Here is a 12456-nt window from a genome sequence, read left to right as displayed (position 1 = left end):
GTCCACACCTGGGCTGCGAAGGAGGCCGCCGGATGGCTGGAGTAGTAGGTCTCGTACCCGCCTCCGGGGCGGGTGAGTTCGCGCAGTTCGGAGGGCGCGGCTATGGAGGACTGGACTTCGGGATGGGTGCCTATCCACCAGCCGAGTACGGCCGCCAGGGCGGTGGAGAGCAATGCTGTGGGTACCCACCAGTGGCGGGAGCGGTAGACCGCCGCGGGGAAACCGTGTGTCAGGAAGCGGGTGGCGTCTCTCCAGGAGGCGCGGCGCGTGCCTGTCACGGCACTACGCGCGCGTGCGACCAGTTGAGTGAGGCGCCCGGTCAGTTGTGGGTCCGGGGCGCTGGACTGGATCAGGGAGAGGTGCGTGGCCGTGCGCTGGTAGAGGACGACGAGTTCGTCGGCCTCGGGGCCGGTGAGGCGGCGCTGGCGGCGCAGCAGGCTGTCCAGGCGGTCCCACTCGGCCCGGTGGGCGGACACGAAGACGTCGAGGTCCATCGGGTTGGCTGCTCCTCGGCTTCTCGTACTGCGTACCGCGACTAAGGACAGAGGCGGCTACAGCGACTACAGCGGCGCGATCCATTGTCAGCTTGGCAGACTGGCGGTTCCGGGGCGGCAGAGGGAAGGACGGCAGGCGTGAGTGAGCTGGTGACAGGCGAGGCGGTGGCGCTGGAACTGCGTCCCGCGAAGCTGCCGAGCCGTGCGCTGGCCGTGCTCATCGACATGGTCGTGGCCTGGTCGGTCTATCTGGCGGTGACGTTGGGGCTGCTGGCGGCGGCCGGCTCGCTCGACGACGCGGCGGTCGCCGCGATCGCGGTGGGCACGTTCGTGCTGGTGCTCGTCGGGGTGCCGATCGCGGTGGAGACGCTCAGCCACGGGCGGTCGCTCGGGAAGCTGGCGTGCGGGCTGCGGGTGGTGCGGGACGACGGCGGGCCGATCCGATTCCGGCACGCGATGGTGCGCGGGGCGATCGGGGTCGTCGAGATTCTGCTGACGTTCGGGGTCGTCGCGTGCATCGCGTCGCTGGTGTCGGCGCGCGGGCGGCGGCTCGGGGACGTGTTCGCGGGGACGCTCGTCGTGCGGGAGCGGGTGCCGACGGGGCATACGGAGTACGTGCCCGCGCCGCCGCCGTGGCTCGTGGGGCGGTTCGCGGAGCTCGACCTGTCCGCGGTGCCGGACGGGCTGTGGCTGGCCATACGCCAGTACCTGACGCGGATGGGGCAGTTGGATCCGCAGGTCGGCTGGGCGATGGCGGAGCGGCTCGCGGCCGATCTCGTGGCACGGACCGGGGCTCCGGCGCCGGAGGGCGTGCCTCCGGCGGCGTTCCTCGCCGCTGTGGTGCACGAACGGCAGGCGCGTGAGGCGCGGCGTGCGTTCGGGGGGCAGGGGGTGGCAGTGCGGAATGCGTCGGGTGCGTCGGGTGCGTCGGGTGCGTCGAGCGGAGCAGGTGCGCCGGGTGCCCCGACGGGCTGGTCGAATGCGCAGGCGGAACCTTTCACCCCGCCGGGCACCGCACCCTCCGGCCCGCCCGCGTACGCGCCCCCGACTCCACCGGCACCGCAGCCGTCCCAGCCCTCCACCGGGCCCGGCGCTCCCCCACCCACGGCTCCCGCTCCACCGGCTCCCGCCGCCCCCGCATCCTCGCCCTCGGCGTCGGAGGAACCCACCCCGCCCGCGACGGGCTTCGTGCCGCCCGCGTAAGCGGTGTGACCGCCGCGGTGCCGCCCGCGTAAGTGGCATGACCCGCCGACGCGGTGCCACCCGCGTAAGCCGTGCGAGCGCCGCCCGCTCAGTCCCCCGAGCCGAACGCCGACGGCGGTGACTCGAGGTTCTCGAGCTCGATGCCGGGCGCCGCGAGGACCACGTCGCCGGTGATGTGGACGGCGTGCTGCTCACCCGTGTCCAGGGCTGTGACCTGGTATTCGTCCACGGTCAAGGGGCCGTTGTCAGTGGCGTGTGCTTCTCTTTTCAGCAGGGCCCAGGACTGGTCGAGGGTGCGGGGAGCGAGGACCGGGTCCGTGAAGGCGACCAGGCGGACGCGGGTCGCGGGGGAAGCGGGGGCGAGCCGCAGCAGCCGGGCGGTGGCGATGAGGAAAGCGGGGGATGTGCCGGTGAAGGCGTGAGCGGGGGCGTTGTTCTCGGTGGCTTGCGCGCCCGAGGGGTCGGAGCGGACCCAGGTGACGCCGTCGAGGGCGGCGGCGCGCACCTGCCAGCCGGAAGCGTGCAGTTCGAGACGGATGGGGCGGCCGAGTTCGTCGATCGTCAGGTCGACGGAGCCCGAGTGGTCGCCCGAGGGGGTGGTGCGCTGGGCGACATAGCGCCAGCCGGAAGGGCCTGGCGCGCACTGGAAGTGTTCTTCACCAAGGGGGGTGTGTTCGTGCGGATCGTGAAGCGAATACCGGCCGCGGGGCATGGTGCGTGGTCCTTGTCGGGAAACGGGGAGCAGAGCTTGCGGAGCTTCCTGGCGGGGAGTCGGCCGAAGGCGTGAACTGGGCCGGGGGGCGGGCCACTACGGAGACAGGCCCCCGCCCCAGTGTGGGCGAGGGCCTGCTGAAGGCGCACTGCCGGGCGGCCGGCGGGCGTGACCGGGCCCCGTGTCGGGGGCCGGGTCACGACGACGGCCGGTGCCGGATCAGTAGCGGTAGTGGTCCGGCTTGTACGGGCCCTCCACCTGGACGCCGATGTACGCGGCCTGCTCGGGGCGGAGCGTCGTCAGCTTCACGCCGAGCGAGTCCAGGTGCAGGCGGGCGACCTTCTCGTCGAGGTGCTTGGGGAGCACGTAGACGTCGGTCGGGTACTCGTCGGGCTTGGTGAACAGCTCGATCTGGGCCAGCGTCTGGTCCGCGAACGAGTTGGACATCACGAAGGACGGGTGTCCGGTCGCGTTGCCCAGGTTCAGCAGGCGGCCCTCGGAGAGGACGATGAGGACCTTGCCGTCGGGGTGCGTCCAGGTGTGGACCTGCGGCTTGACCTCGTCCTTGACGATGCCCGGGATCTTCGCGAGGCCGGCCATGTCGATCTCGTTGTCGAAGTGGCCGATGTTGCCCACGATCGCCTGGTGCTTCATCTTGGCCATGTCCGAGGCCATGATGATGTCCTTGTTGCCGGTCGTGGTGATGAAGATGTCGGCCTTGTCGACGACCTCGTCGAGCGTCGTGACCTGGTAGCCGTCCATCGCGGCCTGCAGGGCGCAGATCGGGTCGATCTCGGTGATGATCACGCGGGCGCCCTGGCCGCGCAGGGACTCCGCGCAGCCCTTGCCCACGTCGCCGTAGCCGCAGACGACCGCGGTCTTGCCGCCGATGAGGACGTCGGTGGCGCGGTTGATGCCGTCGATCAGGGAGTGGCGGCAGCCGTACTTGTTGTCGAACTTCGACTTGGTGACGGCGTCGTTGACGTTGATCGCCGGGAACAGGAGCTGCCCGTCGCGCTGCATCTCGTACAGGCGGTGGACGCCGGTCGTGGTCTCCTCGGTGACGCCGCGGATCTCCGAGGCGACCTGGGTCCACTTCTGCGGGTTCTCACCCAGCGTGCGGTTGAGGACCTGGAGGATGACGCGGTGCTCGTCGTTCTCGGCGGTCTCGACGGCGGGGACCTTGCCGTCCTTCTCGTACTGGACGCCCAGGTGGACGAGCATGGTGGCGTCGCCGCCGTCGTCCAGGATCATGTTCGGGCCGCCGGTGGGCGTGTTCGGCCAGGTCAGGGCCTGCTCCGTGCACCACCAGTACTCCTCCAGGGTCTCGCCCTTCCAGGCGAAGACCGGGATGCCCTGGGGGTTGTCCGGGGTGCCGTTCGGACCGACGGCGATGGCCGCGGCGGCGTGGTCCTGGGTCGAGAAGATGTTGCAGGAGACCCAGCGGACCTCGGCGCCGAGGGCGACCAGGGTCTCGATGAGGACGGCGGTCTGCACGGTCATGTGCAGGGAGCCCATGATGCGGGCGCCGGCCAGCGGCCGGCTGGCGGCGAATTCCTTGCGGATCGCCATCAGGCCGGGCATCTCGTGCTCGGCGAGGGTGATCTCCTTGCGGCCGAACTCGGCCAGGGAGAGGTCGGCGACCTTGAAGTCCTTGCCGTTGACGGCAGTCGTCATGGTGAGGTGCTCCTCGTGATGCGTCGAGGGTGGGCATGGCTGACCTGCGGCGTCGGGGCACTGGGGTGCACCGGCGCGCGCAGTGCAGTCCGTCGGAGGCCCTCTCTCCCTCGGCCGGTCCAGGTACGGACCGCCCGACCGCCATCAGCAGCGACGTCTGGCACTGTCACGAATCTACACCGATTGGCCCAGCGAGCCCCAGCCCGCCCCGTCATGGACTGTGGCCGAATCGAGCGCCGAACAAAGGCCGTGAGACCCGCCTGAACCGGGACCTTTGCGTATTGGAACCTGTCGTCGTCTGTTGCAGGATGCCTGGAGATCGGGAACATGTGCGCGATCGTGTTTGGCCAAGGTGTTAGGAGATCCACGTGACCAGTCCGGCCGACCTCCCGGCAGGCGGGGGCCCCAGCGGGCGGAAGCGGCTGAAGCTGCTCGCGGTGACCGCGTGCCCGACAGGCATCGCCCATACGTACATGGCGGCGGAGAAGCTCCAGCAGGCCGCCGACGGTCAGGGCATCGACATGAAGGTGGAGACGCAGGGCTCCATCGGGGCCGAAAACGTACTGACTGACAACGATGTCAGAGACGCCGACGGTGTCATCGTCGCGGCCGACAAGGACGTCGATCTGGCCAGGTTCGCGGGCAAACGCGTCCTGTCCGTCGGGGTGTCCGAGGGCATCAGCAACCCGGAGCGGCTGATCGAGCAGGTGCAGAGTGCGCCCGTGCACGGGGGCGGCGGCGCGGGCGGCGGCACACAGTCGGCGACCGGGGGCGGGGGTGCTGGCGGCGGCCGGGAGCGGAGTGTCGCGTACAAGGCGCTGATGAACGGCGTCTCGTACATGATCCCGTTCGTCGTGGTCGGTGGTCTGCTGATCGCGATCTCGCTGTCGCTGGGCGGGCACACCGACCCGAAGGGCGGGCTCGTCATCCCGGACGACTCGTTCTGGATGCATGTGAACGAGATCGGTGTCATCGGGTTCACGCTGATGGTGCCGATTCTGTCGGGGTACATCGCGTACGCGATCGGGGACCGGCCGGCGCTGGTGCCGGGCATGATCGGCGGGTGGATCGCCAACACCGGTGAGCTGTACGACTCCAAGGCGGGGGCGGGCTTCATCGGGGCGATCGTGACCGGGTTCCTGGCCGGGTATCTGGTGCTGTGGATCAAGAAGGTCAAGGTCCCGAAGTTCGCCCAGCCGATCATGCCGATCATCGTGATCCCGATCATCGCGACCAGTGCGCTCGGTCTCTTCTTCATCTACGTCATCGGCAAGCCGATCTCGTGGGTCTTCGAGCATCTGACGGACTGGCTCAGCGGGATGACGGGGACGAGCGCGATTCTGCTCGGCGCGATTCTGGGGCTGATGATCGCGTTCGACATGGGCGGGCCGGTCAACAAGACGGCGTTCCTGTTCGGCGCGGGGCTCATCGCGACCGGCAACCAGACGGTGATGGGCATGTGTGCTGCGGCGATTCCCGTGATGCCGCTCGGGCAGGGGCTCGCGACGCTCATCCGTAAGCGGCTCTACGACGAGCAGGAGCGGGAGACCGGGCTCGCGGCCTTGTTCATGGGCTTGTTCGGGATCTCGGAGGGTGCGATTCCGTTCGCGGCGGCGCGGCCCGCGCAGGTCATTCCGGCGAACATGCTCGGCGGTGCGGTGGCCGGGGCGATCGCGGGGCTGGCGAGCGTGAAGGACGCGGTGCCGCACGGCGGGCCGATCGTCGCGGTGCTCGGCGCGATCGGTGGCGTACCGATGTTCTTCGTAGCCGTGGCGATCGGCACCGTCGTCACCGCGCTGGCGACCGTGACGCTGGTGGACATCAGTGAGCGGCGGCGGCGTGGTGAGCCGCTGGTCGGTGAGGTCGGCGAGGGCGAGCCTGTGCTTGCGGGAGTCGGGGCCGGTGCTGGTGCTGGTACTGGTGCCGGGGCCGGGGCGGCTGTTGCGGGCGGTGGCGGTGCCTCGGGGGTGGGGGCGCCCGAGAAGTCCCCTGCCGCGCCTGCCCCTTCGGCGCCCGCTGCTTCGGAACCCACGCCTACGGAGACATCGGCTGACGCTGCGGCTCCCGACGACGAAGTCCTCTCCGGGTATCTGACCGAGCAGACCGTCAAGGTCCAGCTCGCGGCCGACGACAAGGAGGCCGCGATCCGGGAGATGGCGGGGCTGCTCGCGCGGACCGGGAAGGTGGGCGACGTGGAGGAGCTGGTGCGGACCGCGCTGCGGCGCGAGGCGCAGGGCACCACCGGCCTCGGCGAGGAGATCGCGATCCCGCACGCCAAGACGGACGCGGTGACCGCGCCGGTGGTGGGCTTCGCGCGGTCCGCCGAGGGCGTCGAGTGGGGTTCGCTCGACGGTACGAAGGCCAAGCTGATCTTCATGATCTCCGTGCCGGAGGCGGCCGCGGGTGACGAGCATCTGCGGATTCTCGCGCTGCTGTCGCGGAAGTTGATGGACACCGGTTTCCGGGAGCGGCTCGTGGCCGCGCCGGACGAGGCGGCGATTCTGGGGGTGCTGCGCGAGGTGCGGTGAGGACGCCGTACGTCGCCTACGACGTACGGCGACACGTGAAGTAGGGCCCCGCACCACATGGGTGCGGGGCCCTACTTCACGTACAAGCACATATGGTTGCCCGGCGCCGGGGGCTGTGCCCACCCGTCCCGCCCTGCGGGACGATTGCCCACAGCCCGGCCAGTACGAAGGCTCAGTGGCCCGTCTCCGGCGGGGTGCCGCCGGGGGACTTTGCCGGGTTGGTGCCCGCGGTCGCCGCTTCCTCGCTGTATATGTCCGGCTCGAGGTAGATGACGCGGGCGATGGGGACGGCCGTGCGGATGCGGTCCTCGGCGGCGTTGATCGCGTCGGCGATCTCGCGGGCGGTGTTGTCGTGCCGTACGGCGATCTTGGCGGCGACGAGGAGTTCCTCGGGGCCGAGGTGCAGCGTACGCATGTGGATCAGGCTGGTGACGGTGTCGCCGTCGACCAGGGCCTGCTCGATCTTCTCGACCTCTTCGGTGCCCGCGGACTCGCCGAGGAGCAGCGACTTGGTCTCGGCCGCGAGGACGATCGCGATGAGGATCAGCAGGACACCGATGCAGAGGGTGCCGATGCCGTCCCAGACGCCGTCGCCGGTGGCGAGGGCGAGGCCGACGCCGCCGAGCGCCAGGACCAGGCCGACGAGCGCGCCGAGGTCCTCCAGGAGCACGACCGGCAGCTCGGGCGCCTTGGCCCGGCGCACGAACTGCGTCCAGGTGAGCTTGCCGCGCAGGGCGTTGGACTCCTTGATGGCGGTCCGGAAGGAGAACGTCTCCGCGATGATCGCGAACACCAGGACGCCGACCGGCCAGTACCAGTGGTCGATGTCGTGCGGGTGCTTGATCTTCTCGTAGCCCTCGTAGATGGCGAACATGCCGCCGACGGAGAAGAGCACGATGGAGACGAGGAACGCGTAGATGTAGCGCTCGCGGCCGTACCCGAAGGGGTGTTGCGGCGTCGCCTCGCGCTGGGCCTTCTTGCCGCCGACGAGCAGCAGCCCCTGGTTGCCGGAGTCGGCGAGGGAGTGCACGCTCTCGGCGAGCATCGACGACGAGCCGCTGAAGAGGAACGCCACGAACTTCGCCACCGCGATCGCGAGATTGGCGGCGAGTGCCGCCACGATCGCCTTTGTTCCGCCTGACGCACTCATGTGTGCCCGATGTCCCTTCGCCTTGCGTCACTACTCGTCGCCCGGGCGCTGCGTTGCCCGGCCTTTGCGGTGGGTCATTGTTGCAGCACGAGAGGCGTGCGGTGGGTCAGGCGACCACAGTGGCGCGGAAAACCGTGCCGGTCCCGGACACTTCGGCCTTTTCGCCCGCGGGGACGAACGCGGACTGTCCGGGCGTCAGGGCGATGTCGCCCGTGCGGACCGCGCCCGCCGTGCACAGCAGGATCTGCGGGGTCCCGGCGGTGAGGTCGTGCGGGGCGCCGCCCTCGGGCAGGACGAGGCGGGAGAGGCGGAACTCGTCGATCGGCGTCTCGTAGACCTCCTCGCCGTCGGGCGAGGCCTCCGGGCGCAGCACGCCGGGGTCGGTCGCCTCGAAGCGGACGACGCGCAGGAGTTCGGGTACGTCGACGTGCTTGGGCGTCAGGCCGCAGCGCAGCACGTTGTCCGAGTTGGCCATGATCTCCACGCCCAGGCCCTGGATGTAGGCGTGCGGGACGCCGGCGCCGAGGAACATGGCCTCGCCGGGCTGGAGTCGGACGTAATTGAGCAGCATGGCGGCGATGACGCCGGGGTCGCCGGGGTAGTGCCGGGCGACGGCGGCGTACGGGGCGTACGCGCCGCCCAGGCGCTCGGCGGCGGCCGCGGCCTCCGCGACGGTCTTCGCCATGGCGTCGGGGTCGGCGGTGAGGACGGCCGTCAGGACCTCGCGCAGCGCGGCCTCTTCGGGCTTGGCGTGCAGCAGGTCGACGTACGGCATGAGGGAGTCGACGCCCAGGCCCGCGAGCAGCTCGGCGGCCTCGTCGGGCGCGCGGAAGCCGCACAGTCCGTCGAAGGGCGTGAGCGCGCAGATCAGTTCGGGCTTGTGGTTGGCGTCCTTGTAGTTGCGGTGCGGGGCGTCGATGGGGACGCCGCGGCGCTCCTCGTCCTCGTACCCCTCCTTGGCCTCTTCCAGGTTCGGGTGCACCTGGAGGGAGAGCGGGGCGCCGGCGGCGAGGATCTTGAGCAGGAACGGCAGGCGCGGGCCGAACCTGGCGACGGCGCGCGGGCCCAGCTCGCGCGCCGGGTCCTCGTCGATCACCTCGTTGAGCGGGCCGCGCTCGGTGCGCGACGGCGCGCCCGGGTGGGCGCCCATCCACATCTCGGCCTGCGGCTCGCCGGTCGGCTCGACGCCGAGGAGCTCCGCGATGGCGGTGGTGGAGCCCCAGGCGTAGGGGCGGACGGTGTTGGTGAGGCGGTCCACGGAGGGGTCTCCCTTACGGATACGTGCGCGTGCTCACGGATTACCTGCACGTGCTCACGGATACGTGCACGTGCGCGAGGTCGGTGTCGGCGTCATGATCGGTCCCCGGAGGCGAGCGCCAGGTAAACGGCCGCGAAATCCGTGATGGCGATCAGTTCGGCGAGGCGCTCCAGGTCGCCGCCGTCCGCGGGTTCCAGCTCGCTGAGCGCGGTGTCGTGGCTGTGGACGAGGTCGCGGGCGGCGGGCGCGGCGGTCAGGCCCCCGGCGTCGGCGGGGTGTTCCCTGAGCAGGACGACGCGGGCGCGCAGCGAGGCCGGTTCCTCGACGCGGTCGCGGAAGAAGTCGTCGCTGTCACCGCCGCCGACGGGCCCGCCCGCGAGGAGCGTGGCGTGCGCGGCCAGCGCCTCGGGCAGCTCGGCGGCGAGCGCGGCGTGGCCCGCCAGTTCGGCGAGGGCGGCGGCGAAGCGGCGGCCCGCCATGCCCGCGCTCTGCCCCTCGGACCAGATCAGCGGCAGCGACTCGGAGAGCTCGACGGCGAGGGTCTTCGCGGGATTGCTGTACGTCGCGATGGCCGGGCCGCACCGCTCGGCGACGCTGTCCAGACGGTCGGCGACCTTCTGGAGCGTGTCGACGGGGGCGGTGATCAGTCCCGTGCGGTCGAGGAGGACGAGCAGCGGCGTGAGCAGGGCCCAGAGCGTGCCGGGGGAGGCGGCGGGGGCTTCGGGCTCGTCGTTGTGGAGGTGGTGCGGAAGGGTCAGGGGGGCGCGTTCCTGGGGGGCTTGGTCCCGCTGGTCCGCTGCCTCCGGGGACTGGTCCTGGTCTCGCCGGTCCTGGTCCTCCTGGGCCTGGTCCTCCTGGGCCTGGTCCTGCTGGGCCTGGTCCTGTGGCGCGAGGTCGTCCGCGGTGGGGTTCCCCTGGGCGGCGGGTCCGTTCTCCGGTGTCTCGTACGCCGCCGCGGGCGACGCGGCCATCGGGACCGTCAGGCCGTGCGAGCCCTCGACGCTCTCGGCCAGCGGCGAGCGGGGCGGGGCCACCGCGACGACGGTGCAGCCGCGGCGGTACGCCTGCTCGGCGAGGAGGGTCAGGCCGGGCTCCGAGCCGTCCGGCGTGACGACGAGCAGCAGGTCGACGGGGCCGGTCCAGCCGGGCAGGGCCCAGCGCAGGGCGCCCGCGGCGGGGGCCACGCCGGTGGGGGCCAGGCGGACGACGGGGCAGCCGGTGCCCGCGAGCGTGCCGATGAGGTCGGCGACGCCGGTCGCGGCGGTGCCCGGGCCCGCGATCAGGACAGCGCGGGGGCGGCCGTCCGGCTTGAGCTCCGTGAGGCCGGACTCCGTGGCGTGCCGGACCGCCGTCCGCACGCGTGCGCCCGCTTCGGCGGCGCCGCGCAGCAGGTCGTGCAGGTCGGCCCGGGCCAGGGCCTCGGGGGCGTCGAGCAGCGACTCGTCGAGCATGGGGGTCGGCCTCCGATCGCCGCGCGCGGCGGGTGGCGGGCTGGGTGGTCGTACGGGGTGCCGGTCGCGGCGTCGTACGGTGCGCCTCTTCGATCGTTACTCGGGGCGGCGGGTCTCGTCGACCCGTCGTTACGCGGGTCGGCGGGCCTCGTCGATCAGGAGGACGGGGATGCCGTCGCGGACGGGGTAGGCCAGGCCGCACTCCGTGTTCTCCGCCGTGCAGACCAGCTCGGTGTCCGTCTCCTTGAGGGGGGCGTGGCAGGCCGGGCAGGCGAGGATCTCCAGGAGGCCGGCTTCGAGCGGCATGTGCGGGTCCCTTCGGGTGGTGTGCGGTGGGGTGGGTGGGCCTTGTGGCCTGGTCAGCGTACCGCTGGCCGGGGGCCTTGGGCGGTGCTCGTGGCGGGGCTTCGCCCCGATCCCCCGGGGTGGGGGGAGAGCGGTTGTTCCTCGGGTGCGGGCCGGTGGGGCGTTTGTGCCCACCCGTTCCGCCGTGCGGAACGCCTGCCCACAAACGCGGCCCCCAGCCGGGATTCCCTCAGCCCCTGATGATCGCCAACGCCTCGTCCCGTACCTCCGTCATGCCCTTTTCGTCGCGGGCCTCCACGTTCAGGCGGAGGAGGGGTTCCGTGTTCGAGGCGCGGACGTTGAACCACCAGTCGGTGGCCGTGACCGTGAGGCCGTCGAGTTCGTCGATGGTGACGCCGTCGCGGCCTTCGTACGCGGCGCGGATCGCGGCGAGGCGGGCCTTCTGGTCGTCCACGGTGGAGTTGATCTCGCCGGAGCCCGCGTAGCGGTCGTACTGCGCGACCAGGGCGGACAGCGGGCCGTCCTGGCCGCCGAGGGCGGCGAGGACGTGCAGCGCGGCCAGCATGCCGGTGTCCGCGTTCCAGAAGTCGCGGAAGTAGTAGTGCGCGGAGTGCTCGCCGCCGAAGATCGCGCCGGTCTTGGCCATCTCCTCCTTGATGAAGGAGTGGCCCACGCGCGTGCGCACGGGCGTGCCGCCGTTCTCGCGGACGACCTCCGGGACGGACCAGGAGGTGATCAGGTTGTGGATGACCGTGCCCGAGCCGCCGTGCTTGGCGAGTTCGCGCGAGGCGACGAGCGCGGTGATCGCGGACGGGGAGACGGGGGCGCCGTTCTCGTCGACGACGAAGCAGCGGTCGGCGTCGCCGTCGAAGGCGATGCCGAGGTCGGCGCCCTCCTCGCGCACCCGCTTCTGGAGGTCGACGATGTTGGCCGGGTCCAGCGGGTTGGCCTCGTGGTTGGGGAAGGTGCCGTCGAGCTCGAAGTACATCGGTACGAGGGTGAGGGGCAGGCCTTCGAAGACGGTGGGGACGGTGTGGCCGCCCATGCCGTTGCCCGCGTCGACGACGACCTTCAGGGGACGGATGGAGGTGAGGTCCACCAGGCCGCGCAGGTGTGCCGCGTAGTCCTTGAGGGTGTCGCGGCGCGTGAGCGTGCCGGGCGTCGCCGTCGACTCGGGGGCGCCCTCGTCCGACCAGCGCTCCACGAGTGCGCGGATGTCCGCGAGACCGGTGTCCTGGCCGACCGGGGCGGCGCCCGCGCGGCACATCTTGATGCCGTTGTACTGCGCCGGGTTGTGCGAGGCCGTGAACATCGCGCCGGGCAGGTTCAGCGCGCCCGACGCGTAGTAGAGCTGGTCCGTCGAGCACAGGCCGATCTCCGTGACGTCGACGCCGAGCGCCGCCGCCCCACGCGCGAAGGCACCGGACAGACCGGGCGACGAGGGCCGCATGTCGTGCCCGACGACGATCGCGTCCGCGCCGGTCACCCGGGCGAACGCGGCACCGAACAGCTCGGCCAGCGACTCGTCCCACTGGTCCGGGACCACCCCGCGCACGTCGTACGCCTTCACGAGCTGGGACAGATCAGCAGTCACGGCCAACCCTCTCTGCAAGGTTCTGGGAGCTCGGCAAGCCCTCGTCGGTGGCAACAAACTACCCGCAACGCAGAACCGGAAGG

10 protein-coding genes (1 of these 10 only partly in view) are annotated in these 12456 nt (G+C 71.3%); 2 read left to right on the top strand and 8 right to left on the bottom strand.

Features of this window, described 5'->3' with window-relative positions:
- A protein-coding gene (locus tag AC0KTA_RS22815; RefSeq protein WP_481050084.1) for a stage II sporulation protein M crosses the window boundary here: on the bottom strand, positions 1-494 show its 5' end (the start). It extends 514 nt beyond the left edge of the window; the window shows 494 of its 1008 coding nt (coding positions 1-494); the start codon lies at positions 492-494; the stop codon falls past the left edge of the window.
- A 138-nt stretch (positions 495-632) separates the two neighbouring features.
- Here AC0KTA_RS22815 and AC0KTA_RS22810 point away from each other — a divergent pair, with 138 nt between their 5' ends.
- On the top strand, positions 633-1697 hold the full coding sequence (locus AC0KTA_RS22810) for an RDD family protein (protein ID WP_481050083.1): 1065 nt from the start codon (positions 633-635) through the stop codon (positions 1695-1697).
- An 88-nt stretch (positions 1698-1785) separates the two neighbouring features.
- On the opposite strand, the gene AC0KTA_RS22805 is transcribed toward AC0KTA_RS22810, so the two are convergent.
- Both AC0KTA_RS22805 and ahcY read right to left on the bottom strand, forming a co-directional pair.
- Entirely contained in the window at positions 1786-2409 is a 624-nt protein-coding gene (locus tag AC0KTA_RS22805; RefSeq protein WP_481050082.1) for a hypothetical protein, read from the bottom strand.
- Between the two features lie 219 nt (positions 2410-2628).
- Positions 2629-4086, bottom strand: a complete 1458-nt coding sequence (ahcY, locus tag AC0KTA_RS22800) for an adenosylhomocysteinase (protein WP_481050081.1) — start codon at positions 4084-4086, stop codon at positions 2629-2631.
- 368 nt (positions 4087-4454) lie between these two features.
- On the opposite strand from ahcY, the gene AC0KTA_RS22795 reads away from it, so the two are divergent.
- Complete coding sequence (locus AC0KTA_RS22795; RefSeq protein ID WP_481050080.1) at positions 4455-6614, top strand: fructose-specific PTS transporter subunit EIIC; 2160 nt, start codon at positions 4455-4457, stop codon at positions 6612-6614.
- 172 nt (positions 6615-6786) lie between these two features.
- On the opposite strand, the gene AC0KTA_RS22790 is transcribed toward AC0KTA_RS22795, so the two are convergent.
- From AC0KTA_RS22790 to AC0KTA_RS22770, 5 genes are all read right to left on the bottom strand, one after another.
- Entirely contained in the window at positions 6787-7764 is a 978-nt protein-coding gene (locus tag AC0KTA_RS22790) for a cation diffusion facilitator family transporter (RefSeq protein WP_481050079.1), read from the bottom strand.
- A gap of 106 nt (positions 7765-7870) precedes the next feature.
- Positions 7871-9022: a mannose-6-phosphate isomerase, class I gene (manA, locus tag AC0KTA_RS22785; protein ID WP_481050078.1), complete on the bottom strand. Its 1152-nt coding sequence runs from the start codon at positions 9020-9022 to the stop codon at positions 7871-7873.
- A gap of 92 nt (positions 9023-9114) precedes the next feature.
- Positions 9115-10473: an SIS domain-containing protein gene (locus AC0KTA_RS22780; protein WP_481050077.1), complete on the bottom strand. Its 1359-nt coding sequence runs from the start codon at positions 10471-10473 to the stop codon at positions 9115-9117.
- A 129-nt stretch (positions 10474-10602) separates the two neighbouring features.
- A complete protein-coding gene (locus AC0KTA_RS22775) occupies positions 10603-10779 on the bottom strand; it encodes a Trm112 family protein (RefSeq protein WP_481050076.1) in 177 nt (58 codons plus the stop codon).
- Between the two features lie 229 nt (positions 10780-11008).
- Positions 11009-12373 (bottom strand): phosphomannomutase/phosphoglucomutase, encoded by a 1365-nt coding sequence (locus AC0KTA_RS22770; protein WP_481050075.1) that lies wholly within the window; start codon positions 12371-12373, stop codon positions 11009-11011.
- Positions 12374-12456 lie beyond the last annotated feature (83 nt).

This window comes from Streptomyces sp. Y309 (assembly GCF_056712025.1).
Note: the sequence above shows the minus strand (reverse complement) of the source record. Positions and strands in the feature narration are given on the sequence as shown.

What these genes read in the sequence shown, in the direction of transcription:
- AC0KTA_RS22775 (WP_481050076.1), bottom strand. Translation starts at nt 10,779, where the DNA reads ATGCCGCTCGAAGCCGGCCTCCTGGAGATCCTCGCCTGCCCGGCCTGC.
- AC0KTA_RS22805 (WP_481050082.1), bottom strand. Translation starts at nt 2,409, where the DNA reads ATGCCCCGCGGCCGGTATTCGCTTCACGATCCGCACGAACACACCCCC.
- AC0KTA_RS22790 (WP_481050079.1), bottom strand. Translation starts at nt 7,764, where the DNA reads ATGAGTGCGTCAGGCGGAACAAAGGCGATCGTGGCGGCACTCGCCGCC.
- AC0KTA_RS22780 (WP_481050077.1), bottom strand. Translation starts at nt 10,473, where the DNA reads ATGCTCGACGAGTCGCTGCTCGACGCCCCCGAGGCCCTGGCCCGGGCC.
- ahcY (WP_481050081.1), bottom strand. Translation starts at nt 4,086, where the DNA reads ATGACGACTGCCGTCAACGGCAAGGACTTCAAGGTCGCCGACCTCTCC.